This is a genomic window from Bacillus sp. FSL L8-0152, assembly GCF_038006365.1.
Taxonomy (GTDB): Bacteria; Bacillota; Bacilli; order Bacillales; family Bacillaceae_G; genus Bacillus_A; species Bacillus_A cereus.
Window position 1 is genome coordinate 120,430 of record NZ_JBBOVB010000003.1, and the last position, 26,985, is coordinate 147,414.

Here is a 26,985-nt window from a genome sequence, read left to right on the forward strand (position 1 = left end):
GCTTTTTTTATTGTATTTAGGGTAGAAACTTTTAAATATAGCAGAAACAATAATAAAGCATTTATCTCTATTTTGCTAATTTTAATTTTGCAATACAATTAATGTAGTAGAAGCTATGAAAAAATATGATATTAAACGTTCTTCATTTTATAAACTTGCTAAACAAAACAGTATGAAGAAGAAAAAAAGGGGAAACCTAATGAATAATTAATGATGATTCAGGGGTGGGACAAATGGAACATAAAACAAAAGTAACAATTGGGGATTACGTTCAATTTCCATATCGTAAAAATCCTAATTTACAATTAACGGGATATGTAGTAAGTATTCTACAGCATACAATTGTTGTAGAGATTACAGCGATAATGGGAATTGAAGTAGATGATGTTAGGCAAGTAGTAAAACATGGTTGTTATAATAAAGTGGTTCATAAGCAAATAAATAGTAGTGTTTCATAAAAAGTGCTTCTAGATAAATCTTGAAAAATTATATTTCATTACAACTATAAATTCATCAAAAAACAGTAAATTATATTCCGATTCTAATGCTGATTAATAAGTAATAATTTTATATTCTTCTCTATTCACCTTTATTTGTATTTTGACTAATTAATTATAATATAGATGTTGTTTTAAAATCTTTTACACGAAATAATTAAAATTCACTTTATTCCCCACCCAAAAAACCACCAAGTGCTTTTGGGTGGTTTTTTATAATATCTTATTCTAAAAATTTCTTATACTGTGTATAGGTAGTTATATAATCTTTTGGGTTCTGTTGCAAAGTTTCTTAACAGATAAAAAGTTGGTATGATTGCAGATAGATTTTATGCGATCGTTAGAAATTGTTGTAATTCATTGTACGTCGAAAAAGCGAAGTTTGGTTGTTGCAAACTTCGTTTTCGTTTATATATAGCATGAATTGTTTCGATTCCTTTCAAGGTGCGTGAAGCATGGCGAAGACTTTGAAATCCTGCGGATCTGGAAAAACGTCGCTTGATATGTCTATGATCCTGTTCAATGAGATTATTCAAATGCTTGATTGTACAATGAGTGGTATGCTTATAAAAGCCTTGTTCTCTCAATTTATTGAACGCACAAAGTAGCGCGGGCGCTTTGTCTGTTGTGAGATCCGTTGGTTCTCCAAATGTTTTCACTAGTCTTTTCATAAAGGCATATGCAGCTTGATGATCTCGTTTTTTGCGAAGTTGAATATCCAATGTATGTCCATCTTTATCGATTGCTCGATAGAGATAACACCATTCGCCTTTCACTTTGATATAGGTTTCATCCAGGTGCCAAGATAGCTGTGCGGATTTGTTTTTCTTTTTCCAAATTTGATACATCTGATTTCCATATTCATGTACCCAACGCATAATCGTTGTCGGATGAACAGAGATGCCACGTTCCCTCAAAATTTCAGATACATCACGATAACTTAAAGAAAAACGACAGTAATAGCCAACGGCTACCAAAATAATATCTTTCTTGAATTGTTTTCCTTTAAAATATCTCATGTATCATGCTCCTCGAGTCATTTTCTTTAAATTTTAACTTTGCTTAGACATCTTTGCAACAGAACCCTTTATATTCACTTAGCTCTTTCTGTTTCTTACGTAACAGGAGTTCTCGCATTTTAAACATAGTAGAAGAACATAATAGAATACTAATGAGTTGCCCATAAAGGTGACATTCTAATCGTTCTTGTTTAATAGATTTACAACGATGAATTTGAAACCAAGATTTCCATATTTTAAATAACAGCTCAATTTGCCAACGCAGTGAATATAGATCATAAATTTTCTCTTTTGGTACCCATTCCGTAGGAATGTTTGTCATATATACCGTAATACCTTGTAAAAGTTTTGTACGCTCTGTATATGTAATTCCTTTTTTCTTTTCGCGAATAGCTCGATCACGTAGACGTTTCTGTTTTTGCTCCTCGGTACATCTATAAACTACAATTCGAGTAGGAAGTTTGTCTTTACTCCCTACATATACACCATGTAATTCATACACTTGGCCAGGCTGCAATTGTTTCATGATGTCTTCCAAATGAATTTGTATATATACCGGTTTTAATTGAGCGGGTTTTGTTTTAAATACCACTGTTTCAAATTCTTTTCTATATATTTTAGTTGGTAACTTTAGACGTGATAAATAATATCCTTGCTTATCTTGAATAGACTTAAAGTCTTGTAGACGAAAATATCCTAAGTCACGAATATATAGTTCATTCTTTTGTGCCATGCCTGTTCGAGTCGCACTATATGCCTGATCACTTCGTTTTCCTGGTTCAATTTCCACATCAGAAAATTTTCCACTCAACAAGTCATACTCTAGTTGGATTTTCACACCAGCTGTATGACTACACCCTCCGGCACCAGGATAAGTAGTTGCGAATCGATCTGGAACTTGGAAAGTTGTAGAATCAAGGACGAGAATCCGCTCAAAATAAGAAGAAAGAGAATGAGAAATCTTAGATACTCCTCCAATTTTAGCTTGTAGAAGTGTAGTAAATACAGTGCGAAAGAAGGCTACAGAATCCGAATTAAATCGTCGATTAAGTCCCTCCGGACTTAATAAAATTCCTGTTGAAGTTTCTAATTGACTACAAAGTTGAGTAAGAGAGGTAGTAGCGATTTGTTGATTTAACCATACACACAAAGATAAGAAATGGTGCCCGTGGCACTTGCGTTTTCGTTTCATTCCGCCTGCTTTTATAGCTAATTGATTAAGTGTAGCGGGAGACATATATCGATATAGCTCTTCGGCAAATAAAGATAACTCTTGTTTTTGATGCATATTCATAAAAAGCACGTCACCCTTTCTCATTAACATAAGAAAATAGTAACGTGCTTTTAACTTCAAAAATAGTCTAAATCCTTAAGTTGATGGATGTGTGGCGGTACCCTATATGGTCAAAAAAGGACAACTCAAATTAAGGGCGCAGTCTGTCAAAAATCAGAATAGATGTATCGTGCGTTCGTTTGGATTGACAGCATAAAAGCTAATTCTGTTAGGAATCCATGTCTTATGTAATCTCTGTTCATTCTTCGCACCAGAACCTTAATCATTCATACAGACCAAAGGTCTCAGTATACAAGTAGTAATTTTTAATCCACACTGAATTTCGAGTGTCAGTAGAAAAGGAAACCTGTACGATAACGCATTGATGGAATACTTTTATAAAACTATAAAAAGAGAGCTGATTCAAGGTGCTAAATTTAAAGCTCTTGAACAAGCTCGAATAGAAGTATTTAAATATATAGAGTTGCACTATAATACAAAAAGAATGCACTCTTCCTTGGAGTATCTTTCTCCTATCTGTTAAAAAACTTTGCAACAGCACCAGAAATGAATATCCCTTGGTGCTTATACTATTATTTAGGATTTACATTATAATCTTCAGGATAATTGGATTCATAGTTTTGATGAGAGTTTGAGTTATAGTTGTCAGGATAATTGGATTCATGATTTTGATGGGAGTTTGAGTTATAGTTGTCAGGATAATTGGATTCATAGTTTTGATGAGAGTTTGAGTTATAGTTGTCAGGATAATTGGATTCATAGTTTTGATGAGAGTTTGAGTTATAGTTGTCAGGATAATTGGATTCATGATTTTGATGGGAGTTTGAGTTATAGTTGTCAGGATAATTGGATTCATAGTTTTGATGAGAGTTTGAGTTATAGTTGTCAGGATAATTGGATTCATGATTTTGATGGGAGTTTGAGTTATAGTTGTCAGGATAATTGGATTCATAGTTTTGATGAGAGTTTGAGTTATAGTTGTCAGGATAATTGGATTCATGATTTTGATGGGAGTTTGAGTTATAGTTGTCAGGATAATTGGATTCATAGTTTTGATGAGAGTTTGAGTTATAGTTGTCAGGATAATTGGATTCATGATTTTGATGAGAGTTTGAGTTATAGTTGTCAGGATAATTGGATTCATGATTTTGATGGGAGTTTGAGTTATAGTTGTCAGGATAATTGGATCCATGATTTTGATGGGAGTTTGAGTTATAGTTGTCAGGATAATTGGATTCATGATCAGGATTAGAAACCGTGTGGTGAATATCATTTCTCTTTAATATTTCTACACTAATTGAGTTTATACTAGTATAAACTTCATTTCCTTTATCATTTTTCCAGGATAAATATGATGAATTTTGACCCTGGAAAGTACATATGTAATTACCTTGTCCCTCTAAAATTCCTGCAGAATATACCTTAATTAAATCTCCTGTGTTTAATTTATTCAGCATGAAATAGTTTCCTCCCTTTTACTTTTAAGTAATTGGACCTAATTAATCCACCTTTATTACAAATAGATTTTAAAATTGATTCTATAGCAAGTTGAGATTATGATTCTAAATTATATTCTCTTCAAAACAAAGTTTATATTTTTCTTAGATGTACCATTCAAATTTTAAAATTAATTAAATCCACCTCTCCTTTATAGTATTCTAACAATAAAAAGTATATTCTAAATACCACTTGGAAATTACAAAAAGTTTAATGAAATAAAGGGTGTTGGTGCAAAAAACGTGAAGTATATGAAATTGTTATCTCAAACTTGGATATACTGATAGTATGAATCTAAAAAAGGTGCGTGATTCACATGGAAAAGAATAATGTATTTAAGTGGAAGCATTATCAACCAGACATCATTTTATTAACTGTACGTTGGTACCTACGGTACAACGTAAGCTTGTGTGATTTAGTGGAAATGATGCAAGAACGTGGTTTATCCATTGCTCATACAACGATTATGCGTTGGGTACATCAATATGGGCCCGAATTAAATGGGCGAATTCGCAAACATTTAAAACCAACGAATGATTCTTGGAGAGTGGATGAAACATACCTCAAAATTAAAGGTGAGAACATGTATTTATATCGTGCAATTGATTCCAAAGGAAACACGATTGATTTTTACTTGAGTAGGAAACGACATGATAAAAAACCCTGTATCATAACTGTGGATGGTGATAAAGCCTATCTCTTTGCGATACAGGAATTAAAAGATGAAAAACGCATTTGGAATATGCTCGGATTAAAATCATTACGAACTGCTACAAAAATGATTGCTGGAATAGAGGCCATGCATATGATCAAAAAAGGGCAACTCAAATTAAGGGAGCAGTCTGTCAAAAATCAGAATAGATGTATCCAGCATTTGTTTGGATTGACAGCATAAGAACTGATGGTTCTGTTGCAAAGATGTCTAAGCAAAGTTAAAATTTAAAGAAAATGACTCGAGGGGCATGATACATGAGATATTTTAAAGGAAAACAATTCAAGAAAGATATTATTTTGGTAGCCTTTGGCTATTACTGTCGTTTTTCTTTAAGTTATCGTGATATATCTGAAATTTTGAGGGAACGTGGCATCTCTGTTCATCCGACAACCATTATGCGGTGGGTACATGAATATGGAAATCAGATGTATCAAATTTGGAAAAAGAAAAACAAATCCGCACAGCTATCTTGGCACCTGGATGAAACCTATATCAAAGTGAAAGGCGAATGGTGTTATCTCTATCGAGCAATCGATAAAGATGGACATACATTGGATATTCAACTTCGCAAAAAACGAGATCATCAAGCTGCATATGCCTTTATGAAAAGACTAGTGAAAACATTTGGAGAACCAACGGATCTCACAACAGACAAAGCGCCCGCGCTACTTTGTGCGTTCAATAAATTGAGAGAACAAGGCTTTTATAAGCATACCACTCATTGTACAATCAAGCATTTGAATAATCTCATTGAACAGGATCATAGACATATCAAGCGACGTTTTTCCAGATCCGCAGGATTTCAAAGTCTTCGCCATGCTTCACGCACCTTGAAAGGAATCGAAACAATTCATGCTATATATAAACGAAAACGAAGTTTGCAACAACCAAACTTCGCTTTTTCGACGTACAATGAATTACAACAATTTCTAACGATCGCATAAAATCTATCTGCAATCATACCAACTTTTTATCTGTTAAGAAACTTTGCAACAGAACCCTTTTAGCAACTCTTCGAGTTGCGGACGATCTTTTTTTATTCCTGTCATTTTCTCCTGATATAGCTTTTCTACACCATATTGTTGCAAAGTATCTATTTGCATATTGAGATTTTGTTCTTCTGTGCTGACACGAGCATAACCAAAAATCAAATTATTTCACTTCCTATCTAAATATATCTATTAAAATAGTGCCAAAAACCTCATCAAATTTAAATAAGAAACTTTGTTTTTGGATATGGGTTTTGGTACTCGATATGGATGAGTTTTTAACGCTGTTGTAAAAAAAACAAACCAGTGCCATAAACAGCCGTTTATAGGACTATTCTTCTTCAACTAAAAGGTCAACTAAATCTAGAAAAGCTTTTCCATTTATATCTTAAAGTTTAAAAATTTTATTATCACTTTACAAACGGCACAGAATAAAATAAAGCATAAGTTTTCCATTTCATTAACTTATGATTTATTTCTTTCTCCTTTGAATATGGTTCTTATTTTTCCATAAAGAAGGATCTTCGCTCTGTAGTAATCCATTGCTCCAAATTGTCTTGGCTACGTCGGACAAGTCGATTCACTAACACATCATGCCACACATAATCCTCTAATAGGTATATATGAACAGGGTCATCTGTATAGAAAGCAACACTACGTTTCTCAAGTGATGGTCCATAAATCATCTCTTTAGAATCTATCGACAAAATAAACCAATTTTTTGTAGACTGGGTTTCTGTATAAGGTGTTATACGGTGGATTTCTAGACTTTTAATGGGATTTTCAACATGTAGGGTAATACCTTGTACCGTGACTTTATCAGCCACCTCAGACAGTTCCTCCTTTAACACCTCGTACATATCATCCCACATCGAAATGACAATACGCTTTTCTGCTTTTTTTATTAATGCCTGACAATAGCTAATTATTGTTTTATTGTCTTTTAAAGTAATCACTCGATTATCCGCTTTTCCCTCGGAAGTTTCTAGACTTTTTAACGACTCACTGATTACTTCATAAGTAGACTTCCATTCTGAATGAGCCTTCTGTAAAAAAACCCCAACAGGTAGAGGTGAATATCGAGTGGTGTTATGTATTTCTTCCTTTAGGACAATCCCTTTTTCTACAAGGTTACCCAAAACCTCATAAATTCTCGCCCTTGGGATACCTGAATCCTTACTTACTTGGTAGGCTGTAACAGGACCTTGTTTAACAAGAGATACATAAGATTTAGCTTCATATTCATTAAAACCAATTTTTTTAAGCTGATGCACTATGTAGTCCACTTTTTTCGTCCTCCGATGTTTGTTTTTATATTTCAACGTTACAATAACTCTTTACATTTAGCAAATTATTAGTTACTATTCTGATAGTGACTAAAGGAAGGTTGATAATATGGATTTTTACTTAGACCCATCAGTATTAATTATTTTGATTGTTTTTGGATTTTTAGCTTCATTTATTGATTCAGTTGTAGGTGGTGGTGGATTGATTGCTTTACCAGCTTTATTATTTACAGGACTGAATCCAGCAAGTGCAGTAGCCACGAATAAACTAGCATCGACAATGGGATGTGCAACTAGTAATATTGTGTTTTATCGTTCTGGTAACCTGGATTTGAAATCAGCGTTTAAATTATTTCCACTCACTTTCATAGGTTCCATAATAGGTGCATGGACAGTTCATTTAATGAACCCAGAGGTACTGAAGCCATTGATGTTGATAATGCTCGGTGCTGTTGCTATTTATACGATATTCAAAAAGGATTGGGGTAGTATTTCCACTCATAAGGAGTTGTCCGGCCGACACTTCATTATTTTTACTTTTTTTGTTTTTGCTATTGGCTTTTATGATGGATTTCTAGGTCCTGGAACAGGTTCATTTTTAATGTTTTCTCTTTTATTTATTGGGTATGATTTTTTAAAAGCAGCAGGTAATGCGAAGTTTCTTAATTTGGGAAGTGATATTGGTGCATTGTTGATGTTTATGTATTTAGGACAAGTAAACTACACGTATGGCTTCATAATGGGAATTTCACAAATTGCTGGAGGGATCATTGGCTCCAAATTTGCTATAAGAAAAGGAAGTGGGTATGTTCGTGCCCTTTTCATTACAGTAACCTGTTTATTGTTAGCGAAAAATCTTTATGATTATATTCATTAAGTAATTTTTCTATTTTCTCTTCAGATAATATAGAAAAATTCAAGTACTGCTATTGAAAATGTTGAAGAATACTTTATTCAACAAACCATCACAACAGTAGTCAACTATGCAGGTTACTTAGAATATAAGAATGCACCGAAAAAATATAATTCCTCTTTGTGGTTCAGGAATTAAATAAAAATAACCGAAATAAAAGTGGTGGTTCTTCAAGAGAACTACCACTTTTATTTCGGTTATTAGTTTAAATTTTAGAAGTAAAAAACATTTAAGGTTATATAGATTGTGAAGAATTATTCTTAAAGTGACGGGCGCGTTCAAGAGAATAAGCTAATTTGCATCTGCGCTTCTACTATGGTTATTCTATTAAAGGGCGCTTTAATGGAACAAGACAAATAAAGAGTTGATTCCTTTAACATATAGGAAATCTGCTTTTTATTTATAAAATTTTGCTTAGCGTACGAAATTCGCGTTTTGTTGGTGCGCCCCATGCCCATCAAGCTAACCAAGTAAATTACTAGATACGAAATGATTCTTGTTTCAAAACTAGCAAGTGTTAAAAAAGTAGACATGCTAAAGAAGCCTATTAAAATGCGATTTTTTCGCTAGGCAGCTTGTCTATGCTTCACCGTCGTTTTATACACAATCCCTAGAATATCAAAGACGGTCATCTTCTTATACCTATGACATTTACGACCGTTTTTTTGAGCAGCTGATAAAGGCGATGCAGAATTTTTAAAAGTTCTTCTGTGCCAACGGCTATCGCTTGAAACAGTAAAGGAAAGTAATCTTTAATCATATAAATCGCTTTGTATTCACTCAGCTCCTGCTTTTTCTTTTCAAGCAGAAACTGTTGCATTTGAAACATCGTAGAAAAACAGAGGAGAATGCCGATGAGTTGTCCATATAAATGGCACTCTAGGCGTTCTCTTTTAATATTTTTACATTCATCAATTTCAAAGAATGACTTCCACGTTTTAAACAAAATTTCAATCTGCCAACGAAGTGAATATAATGAATGCACGTAGTTCGTCGGTACTTCTTCTAGCGACGTGTTCGTGATATATACATTCATGCCCATTAAACGTTTACTTTTATCCTTCATGACAATGCCTTTCTTCTTTTCACGTATCGCTTGGTTTTTCAGACGTGTTTGCGTTTGATCATCGGTTAAACGATGGATAATAACACGTGCTGGAAGTTTCTGATTTTGGCCAATGTATGCCCCAGGGATTAGACCAGACATCATTTGTGTCATATCAAGCTGGATGTACTCTGTCTGCTTTTTTATAACGTACCATTGTTGAAGTATTCTGGTTCAGGGTTCTTGATATAAATGCGTGTATTCAATTTCAACCTCGAGATATAATAAGCCTTTTTATCATGAATAGTTTGTAAGTCTCCTAAATCGAAGTAACCAATATCACGTAAACACAAATCGCCCGCTTCTACGGTTTCAAGGCAGATAGTAGCGTATGTTTTATCATTATTCTTTCCTGGTCCAAGCTGCACGTTAAGAAATTGACCACTAAGTAAATCATATTCCAATTGGATTTTCACGCCTGCGGTATTACTACTCCCACCTGAACCTTGATATTCAGTGGCGAAATGGTCAGGCAGTTGAAACACTGTTGCATCTAATATACGGATACGATTGAAAGTAGAAATCACGTGTGCAGAAAGTGAGTGATTTGAACAGAGTTTTTGTGTGAGAAGAGAAGTAAAGACTTCTCGAAGAAATGCGACAGCTGCTGTATTAAAGCGTTGATTCAGTCCTTCTGAGCTCATAAGTACCCCAGTGGAAACTTCTAACTGACTGCACAATTGTGTAAGTGGTGTGCTAGCAATTTCTTGACTGATCCATACGCAAAGGGCAATGAGTTCGTTTGCTTGATACTTGCTAGATCGCTGTACAAAGCCAACTTGTTCGGCGATATCTTGTAGGAATACTGGAGATAAAAAGTATTGTAGCTCTTGTGCGAAAAGATTCAGTTCATTTGAAATGATAGGATTCATCAAAAACGCCATCCTTTCTGTATGGAGTGAACCCTGAGAATGAGACGATAAAAAACACCTCTCTAAATCGTAAGTATCAGTTATGATTTTAATGGAGGTGTTTTTCGTATGGGGAAAAAGGTGCATTATCCCGCCGAAATAAAGTGGAAAGTAGTTGAAATGAAACACCAAGGATTCAAAAATAAAGAAATTATGGATGCCTTAGGAATTAGACATGTAGCTCAAATTAAAACTTGGATGAAATGGTATCGTGAAGGCGAAACCTATCGGTTTGAACAATCTATTGGAAGACAATCTGCACATGGAAAAGGCTTAAAAAGGTTAACAGAACTTGAACAAAAAGAATTAGAAATACGTTATTTAAAGGCAAAGATTATATTGCTGGAAAAGTGCCAAGAAATCTTAAGGAGGTGGGAGGAAAAGAAGAAATAATGAAAATGATAAAGGAATGGCAATCAATTTTTACAATTGCAGAACTGTGTTCCATATTTAATATTTCACGTGCTACTTATTATCGTTGGAAAAAGCAGGAGAAAACAGTAACTAACCATGAAGAAAAAACCGTAATAGAAATATGTCAACATCATAAATATCGGTATGGATATCGTCGGGTTACAGCTTGTCTACGTGATCAATTTAACATCGTAATGAATCATAAAAAAGTATTACGTATCATGAGAAAATACAACGTATTATCTCGGGTTAGAAAAAAGAAAAAGATATTTGTACTCGGTCATGAACCAGTGGTAGCTAAAAATAGAATACAACGGAGATTTAAAGCTACCAAGCCTAATGAAAAATGGTTCACTGATATCACATATTTGATGTTCGGCAATAAGACTCTTTATTTTTCATCTATTATAGATGGGTTTAACAATGAAATTGTAAGTTATAAAATAGCTGAGACACAGGATGTTTCTCTTGTATTAGATACTCTAAAAGAGGCTTTAAAAAAGCGAAATGTGATTGATACGATTTTACATTCGGATCAAGGAAAGGTGTATACATCAAAACAATTTCAAACATATGCCAAAGAAAAAGGCATTATCACAAGCATGTCTCGTACAGGAAACTGCCATGATAATGCCCTCATAGAATCCTTTCATTCTCATTTGAAATCCGAAGGATTCTATGCGCAAAATATAAAACAATCGAATAATGCTAGTATAATACAAACTGTGGATGAATACATCCACTACTATAATAATGAACGGATTCAGAGAAAATTAGATAATATGTCACCTATAGCTTCTAGGAAACATGTTATCTAGGTGTTTTTTCTTTGTCTCACCAAATGGGGCCAGACCATTTCTACGCGAAGTTAAAATGTAAGGAAAATGACTCGAGGAGCATATTACATGAGATATTTTAAAGGAAAACAATTCAAGAAAAATATTATTTTGGTAGCCGTTGGCTATTACTGTCGTTTTTCTTTAAGTTATCGTGATGTCTCTGAAATTTTGAAAGAACGTGGTGTTTCAGTCCATCCAACAACTATTATGCGTTGGGTTCATGAATATGGCCATCTGATTTATCAGATTTGGAAGAAGAAAAATAAAAGAGTACAATTATCTTGGAAATTGGATGAGACCTATATAAAAGTCAAAGGAGAATGGTGTTACCTATATCGTGCAATTGATAAAAAAGGGTACACATTGGATATTCAACTTCGTAAAAAACGGGATCATCAGGCTGCCTATGCCTTTATGAAAAGGTTAGTGAAAATGTTTGGAGAACCAACGGTTTTAACAACAGACAAAGCACCAGCATTACTTTATGCATTCAAAAAATTAAAGGAACAAGGCTTTTATAAACATACAACACATTGTACAATGAAGCATTTAAATAATCTCATAGAGGACCATAGACATGTAAAACGTCGTTTTGCCAAATCCGGAGGATTTCAAAGTATTCGCCATACTTCACGTACCTTGAAAGGCATTGAAACCGTTCATGCTCTATATAAACGAAAACGTATAATGAATTACATCAATTACTAACAATCGCATAAAATCCATCTGCAATCATACCAACTTTTTATCTGTTAAGAAACTTTGCAACAGAACCTTTTTAACCTATAATTTTATTTGCACCAAAACAGTTTCTCTCTTATGCTTCAAATTGTTGCTTTCTTGAAGAAAATTGAGATATATTTTCTTTAAAGTGTTTTGTTAGCACGAGCTCTTTAATACCCTCGAACTTTTGCATTAGATCATATTGCTTTGAAGCTGCGTGAACAATTTCTTTTTCTGATTGACTCAGCTTACTATAAACCTCCTCTCTTCCAATCGTTTCATTAATTAACTTCCTTTTCATTTGATCGAACTCATTTTTTAATAACCGTGCTATAGCAGTAAAATAATTAACTTTGCATTCACTTAAATAATCGATTTTCTCATTTTTAATAACAAACGAATCAATTTCAAGGTTTAATAAAACATCACTCATAAAACTAATGATATAATTATTCATTTCACTATCATTAATCCCTTGAAAAGCGAAAGCATTACCAATATTTTTAAAAATCGATGTCGTATAATTTAATGGTACTGTTAATCCATCATATTTGCTATATCGAGTGTTATCCAAATTCAGTGTAATAGCGATATTTTCTTCCGTTGTTAAGTGTTCAATGGACCCAACAAATTTATCCTGTACAAAATAAAATGCTCTTCCTTCTGAAACAGGCTCACTTTTCCCAAGATCTAATAGACACCTTTTCCCATATTTCTCTTCTAAGTTAGCATAAAAATCAACAGTGAAATTCACATTAAGAAATTTATCTAAAACGGCTTCATAAAATGTTTTTGAACGCTTTGTTTTCGCCTCGTCAATTAAATTGTATAGTCTAGCAATCAAGTCACTTGATGCAACTTTTCGATGCCCACCATCTCGGATGGTCACTATTTTCTTAATGATCGGTATTTTTAAAAAGCCATCTTCATAAATACATTCCTCATCTATTCCATGATCATTTAAATCCATACTACAAACAAATGAAGATTGAAATGGAATTTCGTGTTCTCCAACGTCTCCCTTTGTTAAAATATTGAAATAATCTCTCGCAATTTTTTGTGCACGTCTTTTATTAACTGCCCGTTGTGAAGTTTTATTAGAGAACAATTCTAAATCATGATTCTGTAATAATCTATAATCAAGTACGGTAGTGTATTTGTTTCCATAAGATGTTGATGTAACAATGCACGGAAGAGATAAACATTCTACTGTCATACTGAATTCTCCTTGTTCTGTTTTATTTTTATAGCGTTCATTTTGCACTGATTCTTAAGCGAGGTTTTCTCTATTCTTCTTCATATTCACACATCTTTCTACTTCAGTTATTACTTTCAACATATCGGCTTTATTACGACAAATAAGTAATGCACTTTCATGATTTTTAACAGCATCAGCCACACGGTATACATGATCATCTATTGAGTTAATCCAATCGCTATACTCAACGCGATTTAAAAATGTATTTACTGTAAATGTATCTTTAATATGTAACACACGATAATTTTCTTGTTCGTTTATAGCATTTTTCTTTACAATTTCACCGATTGATAGATTTTTACTATCCTCTTTTGTCAAGGCTGGTGGTGTTGTATTGTAGAGTTTATAATATTCATCCAATCTTTTTTTCTCAATGTCTTCTTCTCTACGTTTTTTTTCCGCTTCCTCAATACGTTTTCTTTCTGCTTCCTGTTGCTGTTTTAGCATTTCTAAACGTCTTGCTTCCGCTTCTTTTCTAACACGTTCTTGACGTTCTAGTTCCTCTTGGCGTCTTATAAGGGCTTGTCGTTCTTCCTCTGCCTTTGCCTTTTTCATTTTTCCCATTAGTTCAACACGCTTTCTTTCTACTTCAGCTTCATGTATTTTGCGCTCTGCTTCTATACGTTTACGTTCTTCCTCTGCCTTTCTTACCCGTTCTTCCTCTGCCTTTCTCGCTACTTGTTCAGCTTCATATCTGATTTTTTCTAATTCTAATTCACGCTTATACTTGCTATATTCGACTTCCAGTGCTTTGATTTCAGAGTTCGGATTATTTTTTCCTAGCTCATTTACAAATTTAAACTGCCATTCACGTGGTAAATTCGCTAATGTCATATACGTAATTTTATTTATCGGAATTTTCTTATCAAATTCAATTCTTTTCATGAATTGTAATACTGGATTATCTAAGCCTAAAATAACATCTTTATAATCATTAAAATCGCTGTAGCTTACTTTTAAACGGTCTAGAATAGGCCTGACTGTACTAGAATCATTTAAATATGCCGTCATTTCTTTTCCCTCTGTACTCGACAACTTTTCTTGTTCTTTAATCATCAATTTTACTTTACGGACATTTTGTTCCGCTTTTTCAATAAAAACAAGTGTTTGGCGTACAAGGTTTTCATCAATTTCCTCAATGTCATTTTTGTATTCATTTGTATTCGTGTAAATAACAGGGACTTGTGTATATTCTAAATTTTTCAGTGCACTTAAACGATGAAGGCCACTAACTAAAATTTTATTTTCCGTTACAATTAGAGGATTCTTTAATCCAATTTCCCTAATAGACGCTGCCAGTTGCTGAACAACCTCATTGTTTAGCTTTTGATAACGATTAGATTTTACCTTTACATCGTCAATTTTTATCATTTCAATTTTTTGCATAAACACTTCCTCCTTTATTTTTTGCAAACTGGACACCAATTACTATCTTCATACATAAATCGGTTTGGCCTTATATCCCATATTGTTCCACATTTTTCATGGATAACCTTTACTGTAGTACGAACATCAACATAGTCAGTTAAAGGTTGTACATCATTCAATATTAGTTTCCTATAAAATTTTTCTCTTGCAGTTTCTTTGTCCCTTCCAGCACATCGAGGACAACCACTACTATTGCTATACAATTTTTTGGGTATAGCGAAAAATTCTTTATCACACCAATTACACCGAATTAGAACCCTCGCCACGCTATTTCTATAATTAGTTAATGCTGTATATCTATTACATTTCATCAAGTCATCAAACTTTTTTTTCGCTTCTTCCTTACAGTTTCCAGCACATTTCGCACATCGTCTGCCTATTTTAAACTTCCCAGGAGCTATATTTACTATGTGACCGTGAACACATCTTAATTGAACTTTAGTAAATTTATTAATATAGCTACTTAAAACTATATACCCTTCTTTTTCACATAATTCTAAAAAACTCTTCTTCGCTTCTTCCTTACAGTTTCCAGCACATTTCGCACATCGCTGACCGGTTTTGAAATTCCTAGGAATGATATTCACCATGTGACCATGTCTACACCTCACCAAAACTTTGGTATAAATATTGATATAATTTCCTAAAACCTTATAATTTTCTTTTTCGCATAATTCCAAAAAAACATCTTTTGATTTTTCCTGAATACGTTTGTTATATGCATTCATCGTATCCTCCTTAGACCAATTTATACGTAAAAAACTATATGGTACTAATATTTTGTTCGAAAAAGTTCTATGGTATACATAAAAAATATAAAAAGAACGGTTCTGGTGCAAAGTTTCTTAACGGATAAAAAATGGTTCTAGTGCAAATAATGAACAAAGACTACAAAAGACATAGATTCCGAATGGAATCCACTCTTAAGCAGTTAACCGAAATAACTGATGAATACATCTATTTTGATTTTGGACAGACTGCTTCCTTAAGTTGATTTGTCCTTTTTTGATCGTATGTATGGCTTCTATTCCAGCAATCATTTTTGTAGCAGTTCGTAATGATTTTAATCCAAGCATATTCCGAATGCGTTTTTTAATAAACCGATGGTCTTGTTCAATTATGTTGTTTACATATTTTTTTACTCGAAGTGGCATACCATGTGGTATGCGCTTTTAATTCCCGTCTCGCAACGGAATACGCTTTATCACCATCCACATTATGATACAAGGTTTTGCGACATGACAAGAAGCCAAGACTTTTTTAGAAAGCGCTTGGCAGCCTTTGCATCTCGTTTCCTACTCAAGTAAAAATCAATCGTGTTTCCTTTGAGTACATGTTTGGTTCTGTTGCAAAGATGTCTAAGCAAAGTTAAAATTTAAAGAAAATGACTCGAGGAGCATGATACATGAGATATTTTAAAGGGTGCTGTTGCAAAGTTTTAAAAAAGTATACATAGATCGATACATTAGGGATAGAATTTAAGCAATCATCATTAACTGTTGTAATTCTTGGTATGTCGAAAAGGCGAAGTCTTGTGAAAGACTTCGCCTTCGTTTATAAAGGGCATGAATGGTTTCGATTCTTTTGATTGTATGTGAAGCATGGCGGAGGTTTTGAAATCCTGCGGATTTGACAAAACGTCGCTTGATATGTCTATGATCTTGTTCAATGAGATTATTGAAATACTTAACAGTACAATGTTTCGTATCCACATAAAAATCATTATTTTTCAGTTTTTTGAGCGCAAAAAGTAGAGCTGGAGCCTTATCTGTTGTGAGAACTGTTGTTGCTTTCACTAACCTTTTCATAAACATATACGCGGCTTGATGATCCCTTGTTTTACGAAGTTGAATATCCAAGGTGTACCCTTTTCGATCAATCGCACGATACAGATAACACCACTCTCCTTTGATTTTGATGTAGGTTTCATCTAAATACCATGCGAAATGTGCTGATTTATTTTTCTTCTTCTAAATTTGATAGATCAAATTGCCATATTCATGCACCCACCGCATAATGGTTGTAGGATGAACCGATATGCCACGTTCTCCCAAAAGTTTAGATACATCGCGATAACTTAAAGAAAACGACAGTAATAGCCGACGGCTACCAAAATAATATCTTTTTTGAATTGTTTTCCTTTAAAATATCTCATGCATCATGCTCCTTGAATCATTTTTCTTCCATTTTAATTTCGTTTAGAAAACTTTGCAACAGAACTCAGAACTTTTTCACTACCAACACATATACAAGTCCAAATTAATCATGCAATATTTTCTTTCATTGTAGAAAAAGTATTGCATGATTGACTGTGTAGCAGCAACACACTTCATAATGTAATTATTATATCGAATCATTAAATAGGAGGATACTATAGATGAATGATATTCAAATGAAAAAAGGTGAAATAGCTAAGGTTTTTGGCATTACGAAGGAAACGCTTAGGTTTTATGAGGATAAAGGACTAATCCAACCTAATATCGAAAAAAACAACTACCGTAACTATGGAAATCAAGAATTAAAACACTTAATTCAGATTTTATTTTACAAGGAAATTGGGTTATCCATTGAAGAAATATCATCAATAATGAAGAAAAAAGAAATGAATATCACCGGAATATTGGAAAGAAAATACTCTCAGATGGAAATGAAAGTAGACCAACTAGTAAAAATGAAAAATAAACTACAAAGGACTCTATCTTTAATAAAAAATAGGATCCCTCAGTTAAATAGTATTCAGGAAATTTATTATCAAGAACGAAAAAGTTATTGTATAGACTTGAAAGAAAATCTAGAGGTATTTCAATACTTCATCTCAAAATATCCAATGAAACAATTATTACCTACAGAAGGGATATTTGATGTTTATCCTATTGAAAACTTAGATAAAACTATTTCAGATGGTATTCCCCAAAAAGCTTACTATCCTGTCGGTTCCGAACATCTAATTGAAGACGTAGATATAGTCACATTCCCAGCTGGAAAGTATTTAAACTTAGATTTTTTGACCACAGAAGATAATTATCAGACTGACAAAAAGAAAATGTATGATCTGATAAAAGAATACATGAAAGAAAACAAATTACAACTTAAAATATCACAAATTTTTGAAAATGACACAATGGAAATTGATATGGTTCTTAAAAATAATGAACTAGTATGTAATATACAAGTTTTAGTTGAGAAACAAGGTTCTGTTGCAAAGATGTCTAAGCAAAGTTAAAATTTAAAGAAAATGACTCGAGGGGCATGATACATGAGATATTTTAAAGGAAAACAATTCAAGAAAGATATTATTTTGGTAGCCTTTGGCTATTACTGTCGTTTTTCTTTAAGTTATCGTGATATATCTGAAATTTTGAGGGAACGTGGCATCTCTGTTCATCCGACAACCATTATGCGGTGGGTACATGAATATGGAAATCAGATGTATCAAATTTGGAAAAAGAAAAACAAATCCGCACAGCTATCTTGGCACCTGGATGAAACCTATATCAAAGTGAAAGGCGAATGGTGTTATCTCTATCGAGCAATCGATAAAGATGGACATACATTGGATATTCAACTTCGCAAAAAACGAGATCATCAAGCTGCATATGCCTTTATGAAAAGACTAGTGAAAACATTTGGAGAACCAACGGATCTCACAACAGACAAAGCGCCCGCGCTACTTTGTGCGTTCAATAAATTGAGAGAACAAGGCTTTTATAAGCATACCACTCATTGTACAATCAAGCATTTGAATAATCTCATTGAACAGGATCATAGACATATCAAGCGACGTTTTTCCAGATCCGCAGGATTTCAAAGTCTTCGCCATGCTTCACGCACCTTGAAAGGAATCGAAACAATTCATGCTATATATAAACGAAAACGAAGTTTGCAACAACCAAACTTCGCTTTTTCGACGTACAATGAATTACAACAATTTCTAACGATCGCATAAAATCTATCTGCAATCATACCAACTTTTTATCTGTTAAGAAACTTTGCAACAGAACCCATAAAATAATGAATTTTTTTAATTTCGGGATGTTCTCTCCCCTTATAAAGTAGCATTTTACTCCCGTTTTACTTATGTTTACTAACCATCAAACGAATAATACACGACATAAACTTACTATCACTATATTATTATTGCTTTATTTAGTGTGATTTTGCACATTTCAATATTTATTATTAATATTGGGGTAAGAGGTGGAATGAAAAATTTTTGAATAGCACCTCTAGTTTTTACTATGGACACCGCACTCTTAGTATCATTTCCTGTAAGAATAATCTTTCTTAACAATGTGCAGTGTAAAACACCTATTTTAGGGAGGCGTACCAAAAGGTATAGTGCAAACAATATTAATAAATAAAACATATAAATTTTGTATCTATCCGAATAAACGAAAAAAAATATTCATTATGAAACTGATTATTTATAGTCACTGTGTATTCAATTGGTTTCTTACCATGTAGAATCGTACGCATAAAAAAAAGGGGGAAGAATTAACATATTCTTCTTTCTTTTTCAAGCTAAACAGTATGAGGATATACAAAGGTGAACAAAATTAGGCAGGGTGTCCCAATCAACAGCTGATATTTTCAATATACATTTGGGGAACAAAAGAATTTCTCACGATACAAATCTAGAACGATTGAACTATCCCCCATTTATTTTTGCAGTCAATATCTGTATTTTCTGTGGTACAAAAAAATGTATTAATACATAGGACTCAAATATTTCTAGTTTGAATCAGTGTTCACTCTACTTTTATATTTATGAATGGCACCTATGTTGTACATTGTAGACTTCCTTCCCTCCCTATCTTCAAGCACTCCTCCAGGAAGTTAAGTTATGAATAGGCTAACAAATTACTATAAAAAACGAAATAAAAAGTCAAGAGAAGCATATACAGGTACAATAATACATATTTTAGTCAGCTTCAATATCTATAAAAGTAACCTTTTATGCATCAAAATAAACTTGTCAGCATAGGATTATATGTACTTACTACGCACTAAAATAAATAAACAATCCCAGTTAAAATTGGTTATTTCATATAATAATCTGCAAAGTTTCCCATATAACTGCTGGCAAAAAAAATTAAAGTGTGAATTAATTCCAATTTACGAATTGTTACATAATTACTTATAATCTAATTGTACATTTCAAAAATATAGAGGCAAAATAGAAAACTTTACGTACAAAAAACTTACTAAACAAGGATATTTAACTACACCATCTAATTTTATTAAAATCATATTATAAAGGAGATTATTATGAAAACAAAGATTGACTTGAATTCAACACTTTACAAAATGATAGAAGAATGTGAACAGATTCAAAAAATAGGGACATATAGCTTTAAAAAAATTGATGATGACTTCTTTTTTACTGACATAGATTATAATTTATTAAAATTATTACATTTATCTAAAAAAAATATTATTAATAAAAATTTAAAAGATATTTGTAGTAATCAAAAAACGGAAAGTTTATTATATAGCGTTTACCAAACAGCTTGGGAAAGTAATTTAGCAAATATATTTACTATTAATCTAAATGACACTTTATATTGTTTCATTTTAAAAACTATCAAAAATAAACAGGGAGGAAAAACGGGAAGAGGCTACTGTGTTCCAATAGAGCTTGATGGAGAATTCAGAGTTACAAATAGCATGGCTATATTTAATCGTAACGACTTTATTTAATAATTAGGATTTACATCCCTCCACACCTCATGTCTAGTTGTATATAAGTATAGTTTTACTATCTTAGAGCATATAGCTTTAACCATCTATTATGAACACAAATTATTTAAGAACGTGTGCTAATTATTAAGCATACGTTTTTTAAACTACAGAGTCTGTAAAAACTCATTTTCTTAATTTTCAAAATTTTAATAACCTAAATCATCCAATTTATGAATTAAATAAACAGCTAATACATGATGTGCATAAATTAGTATTCAAAATTATTGTTATTTTTGCTTTTGTAAAGTTTCACGTAATTTGCGAATTACTTGTATAACTAATTCTACTTCACCTTTTGTAGCCGGTTTACCATCCAATATCAAATTGTATTTTTTTAGTAAATCTGTCGAGTTCAAGTCAATATCCTTTATAAATTGAGTTTCATCTAATGAACACTCGTCATTCTGTTCTATTCCCAGTACGTATTTAATATCAACAGCGTAGATACTAGCAATTTTTTGTAATAAAATTAAGGAGGGATTATATATTCCTCTTTCAATTTTAGATAAATTGCTGTAGTCATAGTTAATTTTATTTGCTAATGTTTTTAACGTATCTCCATTATTTTTTCTTATTTCTTTAATTCTATGTCCCATTACCTTCCCCCCTTAAGCCATTACTTTATATATTTTAACTAATTTTACCTGTCTTGGTGTCTTTTTAATGATACTTTGGTGAAATAAGCAATATTTTAATAATTTTTGGTATAAAAGACCAATTCTTACGATATATATACTACATGGAATTTTATATTAAGTTATTGCTAAATAAATCGTCCGTACTAGAAGTTTGGATAATTTGAAGATTATCATTTTTTATGGCATATGGATTTTTCGAAATAATCCAAATTACGGGTGAAGTATTAAGGTCAAATTTTATTTTTTTGTGCTCCCATGATTCTGACTTGAAGTAATTTACATAACGATTTAATTTTTCTTTCATTACTTTTGATGAATATCTAGAAAGTTGAACCTCAACAAAAAATAATCTCCCCTGCCAAATCATAAATATATCTGGCTGGACATATCCAGGACTATACCTTTTTTCTACCTCAAAAATAGTTGGATATTCATATTTACATACACCTATATAAAAATCCACAATAGCTAAATAATGTTTTATTTTTTGAGAATTCTTTTTAAGAATAGATGGCTCCGGAAAATAAATATATGGCTGATTAGCTACATAGGCATCAATATACTTTTCTCTCCTTAATCTTTTTAATACAAAATTTGCAGATGTAATAGGTTTTTTTACGTCTGCAAAAAATAAGTTGGCAATTTGATCCCTTGACATAAAACGAAAAATTTGCAAAGCTTGTATTATTTTTTTATCACGATCTCTTAACAATTTCATCTCCCCCAACAGTATATTGTTTATAATAGAAATAACTTCTACATTTCCTTTAATTTGTAAGGGTCATAGAAGCAAAACAAAAGTAGGGTCTACTTTTGTAGAGTATATGTTAAAAGTATAATTATTATTCTATTTAACTTACTTAATATCACTCTTTAAAATTCAAATTAAAAATTTGCTTATTTGTGGGTATCCTAGAATAGGCTTTAATGCCAAGAAGAAGTTATTCACAAAAATATTCTTCTTGTTTAATTTTATCATTCCAAATAACATCGATTTTATAATAATGATGGTACACCTATTATTATAAATAAAAAATTACTCATTAAATTTAATAATCAAATTAATAGATTCATTTAAAAATAAAAAGTTATAACACGATTTACTTAGTAACTATGCGAATTTCAGTGTTTATAAACAATTTATTATCTTCTAGATTCTCTTTTTGATATTTTGACTCTATTATCATATTAAAGCGATATTTCTATTTTTTGCTATGTAAGATTAGACCTGAATCATGAAAGATCGTTTTGTTGCATGAAAAAGTATTTGATTGATTTTTTAATGTAACTTTTAGCACAATACTATTACTTCTTGTAATCATATCATTTTATTTTCTTTTTTTATTAGGTGAGCTTTGCAAAGCAAAACGATAGGTTAATCTGTTCCTAGATTCTTTATCAGTATCATTTCATAATTAAGGAAACGATTACAACCAGCGGCTCTTGGAAGTAAGACTTATTTTCTTAAGTTAGATAGATGCAAATTTTATATGCTTCATGGATTAATGTATATTGTCTTTTACCTTTTCTATTATACAAAAAACTTAGGTTTGTGCCTATCGACATTCATCTCCCTCCTAAAATAGGCATTTTAAATTTTCATATTTTTAAGGAAGGAGTTTTATGTCAGAAAAAGATAGATTAAATTCAAGTTGGTATTTACCGCCTTTAAACTATTATAGTTTCCAAAATTCCCACCAATTTTTATGAGATTTATATTTAGCAACTCCTTTATGTAAAGAATCCCCTTTTAGAATAATTTGCAACAAAATTTCATCTCGTTCTTTAAGCTGTTTATCCATATATTCCTTTTGTTTTTGAAATTCATTAACTATTGCGTCGTATTTTTTATTCAAGTCGTATAAACTCGCATTCATATGTATTAAAGTTTCTGTTACAAGAACTACCGTGGATTTTTCTTGATAATCTATCTTTATTTCAGGTAATACATGTGTGGAAGATAGCACCTCTTCTATTTGATTAATATCTTTACCTTCTTGATAATATAATTGTAGTTTTAGTAATAAAGGAATAAAATCGTTTGCAATTAAATAACTATTACCTTTCCTTTTTATTTTCAGATGATGACCATGTAATCTGATATAGCGTTTAATAGTTACATAAGGAATTTTTGTTTCTTTTTCAATTTCAAAAATAGTAAGCCATTTCTCAATCATAAATAGCACACCTCTCAAATAAATTTTAGTTTATATATGAAATGTTCTTTTCTCAGCCGGGTAAGAATTTTTTAAATTTCTTATATATTCTACTCTTACTAGACCACTAAATGGAATAAACTCTCCAGTGCAATGAGAAGCTACATATTGATAATACATAGGATGCCAAATAATAATATATTGCTCCCCATTATATTTCACTTCATCAAATTGATATAAAGGTACTCCATTTCTGTCAATTTGATGAATGGGAATAGCACCTTGCATTAATTTATCCCGAAATTGATCCATATAAACCTCCCAAAAATCAGACTTTTCCTTTTAATACATAAAAATTTGCTATTATCACCAAAAATCCTTGTATTATTTTCCGACATTTTTTGAAAAAAGTCAGATGACATTATAATCATTGTATTAATCACTGATAATGGTGCTTTATGCAATAATTTGCTTTATATAAATTACTTTGTATTAATTGGTTGATGAAACCATTATATGAAAATCAACCCATGAATGGTTCCGGTGCAAAGTTTCTTAGCATATAATTAAATGCGGTATTTATCACCAACTATTATGCAATTATAAATATTTTTTGTAATTCACTGCACGTCGAAAAAAAGGAGTTTGATGTAAGACTCCTTTTTTCTTATATAAAGCATGGGTGGTTTCGATTTCTTTAATTGTACGGGTTCTGGTGCAAAGTTTCCTAAACAAAATTAGAATGTAAGAAAAATGATTTGAGGAATAGGATATATGAGCTATTTTAAAGAAAAACGAATTCTATAACTATACAAAGCATTGTACTATCAAACTTCTTAATAATCTTATTTCACAATCTTCGCCTTGCTTCATGTACCTTGAAAGGTATCGAAACCGTTCACGCCTTATAGAAACAAAAGTCTGAAGCCAGATTTTTGTTTTTTTGACGTATAACAATTACTGACCATTGCATAAAATTTGACTGTATTTTACTCAATTTTTTATCTGTTAAGAAACCTTATAACCGAACCTAGGAAATAAACGTGGCCAATTAAAATATATTCTTACATTTAGGTGTTTAATCTAAGCACTCAATTATTAAAAACATATAATTAGTGTGTAAATTATGGATATAATTAAGTACCGATTTAAAGCTTAATTATTATTTATGCGTTCTATTCTAAGAAAACAATATTTTTAGTCTATTATGTTTCTTAAAATAGAAAAAATGCTTAAATATTAGAAAATTTAGGAGGGAATATATGAAACATAACAATTGTTTTAACGGCTGTAATCAATTTTTTTCACTCCAGAATGTTGTAACAATCCGCAAACAGTTCCAATTACTAGCCAACAACTAGGCCAATTAATTACTTTACTAAACTCTTTAGTTTCGGCTATTGCAGCATTTTTTGAAAATCCAAGTGATACAAAAAGATTAGCGTTACTAAATTTATTTACTCAATTATTAGATTTACTAAACTCACTACTACCTTCTCCAGAAGGAAATTATCTAAAACAATTAATTCAAAATATTATCAATGTACTACAATCCCCTAATTCAGACTTAAGCGAATTACTTTCCTTGTTACAACAATTCTACAGCGCTCTTGCATCATTCTTCTTTTCTTTAATTATCGACCCTTCAAGTTTACAACTGCTCTTAAATTTATTAACTCAATTAATTGGTGCTACTCCAGGGGCTACAGGATTAACAGCCGCTGCATTAACAACAAAAGGATCTTTCTATTCAACAGCGGGTGGTACAATTGTATCTAATGGTATTTTACCCTTAGATACAACAGATGCAGGAACAACAGCTGATTTAACTCTTGCAAGTAACACAATAACAATTGCTACAGCTGGAGTATACCTTGTTAATTATCTCTACACGCCTCTCGATACATCTCCTGAAAACAGTGTTTCTCCTGTTCAACTTGTCTTGAATGATGTAGCTGTTCCAGGTGGAAATATATTTTCTAATCCTACTCCACCTACAGGGGGCATTGGTTCTCAGCCTGCCACTGGAACAAAGCTTATTATTGTAACAGCAGGAAGTACATTGAGTCTTATTAATTCAGCTACCGGTAGTATAACATTATCAGCATCTCCGATAACGTCAACTCAAGTTACATTAATAAAGGTAGGATAATTATCAATTATTATGTTTTAAATAGTTTTGTCGCAAAATTTTTAAAAATAACTATAAATGATCTCTAGACGGTTCCGTTGCAAAGTTTCTTAACGGATAAAAATTCAGGTTGGGTGAGATTTAATGGTTCTGTTGCAAAGTTTCTTAACAGATAAAAAGTTGGTATGATTGCAGATAGATTTTATGCGATCGTTAGAAATTGTTGTAATTCATTGTACGTCGAAAAAGCGAAGTTTGGTTGTTGCAAACTTCGTTTTCGTTTATATATAGCATGAATTGTTTCGATTCCTTTCAAGGTGCGTGAAGCATGGCGAAGACTTTGAAATCCTGCGGATCTGGAAAAACGTCGCTTGATATGTCTATGATCCTGTTCAATGAGATTATTCAAATGCTTGATTGTACAATGAGTGGTATGCTTATAAAAGCCTTGTTCTCTCAATTTATTGAACGCACAAAGTAGCGCGGGCGCTTTGTCTGTTGTGAGATCCGTTGGTTCTCCAAATGTTTTCACTAGTCTTTTCATAAAGGCATATGCAGCTTGATGATCTCGTTTTTTGCGAAGTTGAATATCCAATGTATGTCCATCTTTATCGATTGCTCGATAGAGATAACACCATTCGCCTTTCACTTTGATATAGGTTTCATCCAGGTGCCAAGATAGCTGTGCGGATTTGTTTTTCTTTTTCCAAATTTGATACATCTGATTTCCATATTCATGTACCCACCGCATAATGGTTGTCGGATGAACAGAGATGCCACGTTCCCTCAAAATTTCAGATATATCACGATAACTTAAAGAAAAACGACAGTAATAGCCAAAGGCTACCAAAATAATATCTTTCTTGAATTGTTTTCCTTTAAAATATCTCATGTATCATGCCCCTCGAGTCATTTTCTTTAAATTTTAACTTTGCTTAGACATCTTTGCAACAGAACCATTGCAAGTAATTTTTGTAATTCATTGTACGTTGAAAAACCGCAGTTTAGTCGCAAATTGCGGTTTTGTTTATATATAGGGGTCACCATACATGCCCATCAACTTAAGAATTTCCACTACCCCCAAGTATAAAATCTTTCTTAACAAGCTAGATGAGAAAGAATGACGTTTTTATGGGTCTGGTGCAAAAAACGTGAAGTATATGAAAATGGTTTCTCAAACTTGGACATACTGATAGTATGAATCTAAAAAAGGAGCGTGATCCATATGGAAAAGAATAATGTATTTAAGTGGAAGCATTATCAACGAGACATCATTTTATTAACTATACGTTAGTACCTACGGTACAACATAAGCTTGCGGATTTAGTGGAAATGATGGAAGAGCGTGGTTTATCCATTGCTCATACAACGATTATGCGTTGGGTACATCAATATGGGCCTGAATTAAATGGGCGAATTCGCAAACATTT

The 26,985-nt window shown here is 32.2% G+C and carries 21 protein-coding genes and 11 pseudogenes; 16 read left to right on the forward strand and 16 right to left on the reverse strand.

Annotation, left to right across the window (positions count from 1 at the left end; all coding sequences use genetic code 11):
• Window positions 1-94: 94 nt before the first annotated feature.
• Window positions 95-211: pseudogene (locus MHH27_RS32140) on the forward strand (recombinase family protein); the annotation flags it as partial.
• Window positions 212-233: 22 nt separating this feature from the next.
• Window positions 234-458: a DUF2187 domain-containing protein gene (locus tag MHH27_RS30390; RefSeq protein WP_340945532.1), complete on the forward strand. Its 225-nt coding sequence runs from the start codon at window positions 234-236 to the stop codon at window positions 456-458.
• Between the two features lie 368 nt (window positions 459-826).
• On the opposite strand, the gene MHH27_RS30395 is transcribed toward MHH27_RS30390, so the two are convergent.
• Window positions 827-1,516 (reverse strand): IS6 family transposase, encoded by a 690-nt coding sequence (locus MHH27_RS30395; RefSeq protein WP_340945357.1) that lies wholly within the window; start codon window positions 1,514-1,516, stop codon window positions 827-829.
• Window positions 1,517-1,583: 67 nt separating this feature from the next.
• A pseudogene (locus tag MHH27_RS30400) lies at window positions 1,584-2,810 on the reverse strand (IS4 family transposase); the annotation flags it as partial.
• 103 nt (window positions 2,811-2,913) lie between these two features.
• Here MHH27_RS30400 and MHH27_RS30405 point away from each other — a divergent pair.
• Window positions 2,914-3,006 (forward strand): annotated as a pseudogene (locus tag MHH27_RS30405) (IS6 family transposase); the annotation flags it as partial.
• Between the two features lie 62 nt (window positions 3,007-3,068).
• Window positions 3,069-3,333: pseudogene (locus MHH27_RS30410) on the forward strand (IS3 family transposase); the annotation flags it as partial.
• 49 nt (window positions 3,334-3,382) lie between these two features.
• On the opposite strand, the gene MHH27_RS30415 reads toward MHH27_RS30410, so the two are convergent.
• The gene (locus MHH27_RS30415; RefSeq protein WP_340945534.1) at window positions 3,383-4,267 is read right to left on the reverse strand and encodes a hypothetical protein; all 885 of its coding nucleotides are present in this window, start codon (window positions 4,265-4,267) and stop codon (window positions 3,383-3,385) included.
• A gap of 356 nt (window positions 4,268-4,623) precedes the next feature.
• On the opposite strand from MHH27_RS30415, the gene MHH27_RS30420 reads away from it, so the two are divergent.
• Window positions 4,624-5,202: an IS6 family transposase gene (locus MHH27_RS30420; RefSeq protein WP_340945535.1), complete on the forward strand. Its 579-nt coding sequence runs from the start codon at window positions 4,624-4,626 to the stop codon at window positions 5,200-5,202.
• 74 nt (window positions 5,203-5,276) lie between these two features.
• Entirely contained in the window at window positions 5,277-5,966 is a 690-nt protein-coding gene (locus tag MHH27_RS30425) for an IS6 family transposase (protein WP_340945511.1), read from the forward strand.
• Window positions 5,967-6,023: 57 nt separating this feature from the next.
• On the opposite strand, the pseudogene MHH27_RS30430 reads toward MHH27_RS30425, so the two are convergent.
• Together MHH27_RS30430 and MHH27_RS30435 are read right to left on the reverse strand one after the other, a co-directional pair.
• Window positions 6,024-6,173: pseudogene (locus MHH27_RS30430) on the reverse strand (recombinase family protein); the annotation flags it as partial.
• Between the two features lie 338 nt (window positions 6,174-6,511).
• Complete coding sequence (locus tag MHH27_RS30435; RefSeq protein WP_340945539.1) at window positions 6,512-7,297, reverse strand: TrmB family transcriptional regulator; 786 nt, start codon at window positions 7,295-7,297, stop codon at window positions 6,512-6,514.
• Between the two features lie 109 nt (window positions 7,298-7,406).
• On the opposite strand from MHH27_RS30435, the gene MHH27_RS30440 reads away from it, so the two are divergent.
• Window positions 7,407-8,174 (forward strand): TSUP family transporter, encoded by a 768-nt coding sequence (locus tag MHH27_RS30440; RefSeq protein ID WP_340945542.1) that lies wholly within the window; start codon window positions 7,407-7,409, stop codon window positions 8,172-8,174.
• Window positions 8,175-8,776: 602 nt separating this feature from the next.
• Here MHH27_RS30440 and MHH27_RS30445 read toward each other — a convergent pair.
• Window positions 8,777-10,187: pseudogene (locus MHH27_RS30445) on the reverse strand (IS4 family transposase).
• Between the two features lie 108 nt (window positions 10,188-10,295).
• Here MHH27_RS30445 and MHH27_RS30450 point away from each other — a divergent pair.
• Window positions 10,296-11,458 (forward strand): IS3 family transposase gene (locus MHH27_RS30450; RefSeq protein WP_340945454.1). Its coding sequence is split into 2 segments (ribosomal slippage): window positions 10,296-10,563 and window positions 10,563-11,458, totalling 1,164 coding nucleotides; the frame shifts between segments, so codons are not numbered across the junction.
• An 87-nt stretch (window positions 11,459-11,545) separates the two neighbouring features.
• Complete coding sequence (locus tag MHH27_RS30455; protein WP_340945544.1) at window positions 11,546-12,187, forward strand: IS6 family transposase; 642 nt, start codon at window positions 11,546-11,548, stop codon at window positions 12,185-12,187.
• 109 nt (window positions 12,188-12,296) lie between these two features.
• On the opposite strand, the gene MHH27_RS30460 is transcribed toward MHH27_RS30455, so the two are convergent.
• From MHH27_RS30460 to MHH27_RS30480, 5 genes and pseudogenes are all read right to left on the reverse strand, one after another.
• Complete coding sequence (locus MHH27_RS30460) at window positions 12,297-13,418, reverse strand: hypothetical protein (RefSeq protein WP_340945545.1); 1,122 nt, start codon at window positions 13,416-13,418, stop codon at window positions 12,297-12,299.
• Between the two features lie 54 nt (window positions 13,419-13,472).
• The gene (locus MHH27_RS30465; RefSeq protein WP_340945547.1) at window positions 13,473-14,846 is read right to left on the reverse strand and encodes a ParB N-terminal domain-containing protein; all 1,374 of its coding nucleotides are present in this window, start codon (window positions 14,844-14,846) and stop codon (window positions 13,473-13,475) included.
• A 14-nt stretch (window positions 14,847-14,860) separates the two neighbouring features.
• A complete protein-coding gene (locus MHH27_RS30470) occupies window positions 14,861-15,616 on the reverse strand; it encodes a hypothetical protein (protein WP_340945550.1) in 756 nt (251 codons plus the stop codon).
• A 195-nt stretch (window positions 15,617-15,811) separates the two neighbouring features.
• A pseudogene (locus MHH27_RS32145) lies at window positions 15,812-16,215 on the reverse strand (DDE-type integrase/transposase/recombinase); the annotation flags it as partial.
• A gap of 151 nt (window positions 16,216-16,366) precedes the next feature.
• Window positions 16,367-17,043: pseudogene (locus MHH27_RS30480) on the reverse strand (IS6 family transposase).
• Between the two features lie 222 nt (window positions 17,044-17,265).
• On the opposite strand from MHH27_RS30480, the gene MHH27_RS30485 reads away from it, so the two are divergent.
• The 4 genes from MHH27_RS30485 to MHH27_RS30500 all read left to right on the forward strand — a co-directional run bounded on the left by MHH27_RS30485 (window position 17,266) and on the right by MHH27_RS30500 (window position 20,588).
• Window positions 17,266-18,111, forward strand: a complete 846-nt coding sequence (locus MHH27_RS30485) for a MerR family transcriptional regulator (protein WP_340945553.1) — start codon at window positions 17,266-17,268, stop codon at window positions 18,109-18,111.
• 33 nt (window positions 18,112-18,144) lie between these two features.
• Window positions 18,145-18,834 (forward strand): IS6 family transposase, encoded by a 690-nt coding sequence (locus MHH27_RS30490; RefSeq protein ID WP_340945511.1) that lies wholly within the window; start codon window positions 18,145-18,147, stop codon window positions 18,832-18,834.
• A 392-nt stretch (window positions 18,835-19,226) separates the two neighbouring features.
• Window positions 19,227-19,352, forward strand: coding sequence for a helix-turn-helix domain-containing protein (locus MHH27_RS30495; protein ID WP_340945556.1), 126 nt, complete (start codon window positions 19,227-19,229; stop codon window positions 19,350-19,352).
• Between the two features lie 804 nt (window positions 19,353-20,156).
• Window positions 20,157-20,588 (forward strand): hypothetical protein, encoded by a 432-nt coding sequence (locus tag MHH27_RS30500; RefSeq protein WP_340945559.1) that lies wholly within the window; start codon window positions 20,157-20,159, stop codon window positions 20,586-20,588.
• Window positions 20,589-20,857: 269 nt separating this feature from the next.
• Here the strand turns inward: MHH27_RS30500 and MHH27_RS30505 are convergent, their stop codons facing one another.
• The 4 genes from MHH27_RS30505 to MHH27_RS30520 all read right to left on the reverse strand — a co-directional run bounded on the left by MHH27_RS30505 (window position 20,858) and on the right by MHH27_RS30520 (window position 23,736).
• On the reverse strand, window positions 20,858-21,226 hold the full coding sequence (locus MHH27_RS30505; RefSeq protein WP_340945561.1) for a helix-turn-helix domain-containing protein: 369 nt from the start codon (window positions 21,224-21,226) through the stop codon (window positions 20,858-20,860).
• Window positions 21,227-21,377: 151 nt separating this feature from the next.
• A complete protein-coding gene (locus tag MHH27_RS30510; RefSeq protein ID WP_340945564.1) occupies window positions 21,378-21,980 on the reverse strand; it encodes a replication-relaxation family protein in 603 nt (200 codons plus the stop codon).
• A 964-nt stretch (window positions 21,981-22,944) separates the two neighbouring features.
• Window positions 22,945-23,445, reverse strand: coding sequence for a hypothetical protein (locus MHH27_RS30515; RefSeq protein ID WP_340945565.1), 501 nt, complete (start codon window positions 23,443-23,445; stop codon window positions 22,945-22,947).
• Between the two features lie 30 nt (window positions 23,446-23,475).
• Window positions 23,476-23,736 carry a hypothetical protein gene (locus MHH27_RS30520; protein WP_340945568.1) on the reverse strand — a complete coding sequence of 87 codons (261 nt, stop codon included), beginning with the start codon at window positions 23,734-23,736 and terminating at the stop codon, window positions 23,476-23,478.
• Between the two features lie 472 nt (window positions 23,737-24,208).
• Here MHH27_RS30520 and MHH27_RS30525 point away from each other — a divergent pair.
• Both MHH27_RS30525 and MHH27_RS30530 read left to right on the forward strand, forming a co-directional pair.
• Window positions 24,209-24,332: pseudogene (locus MHH27_RS30525) on the forward strand (IS6 family transposase); the annotation flags it as partial.
• 354 nt (window positions 24,333-24,686) lie between these two features.
• Window positions 24,687-25,148: pseudogene (locus MHH27_RS30530) on the forward strand (collagen-like repeat preface domain-containing protein); the annotation flags it as partial.
• A gap of 609 nt (window positions 25,149-25,757) precedes the next feature.
• Here MHH27_RS30530 and MHH27_RS30535 read toward each other — a convergent pair.
• Window positions 25,758-26,447 carry an IS6 family transposase gene (locus tag MHH27_RS30535; protein WP_340945511.1) on the reverse strand — a complete coding sequence of 230 codons (690 nt, stop codon included), beginning with the start codon at window positions 26,445-26,447 and terminating at the stop codon, window positions 25,758-25,760.
• A 333-nt stretch (window positions 26,448-26,780) separates the two neighbouring features.
• Between MHH27_RS30535 and MHH27_RS30540 the strand changes: the two are divergent.
• Window positions 26,781-26,985, forward strand: a pseudogene (locus MHH27_RS30540) (IS6 family transposase); the annotation flags it as partial.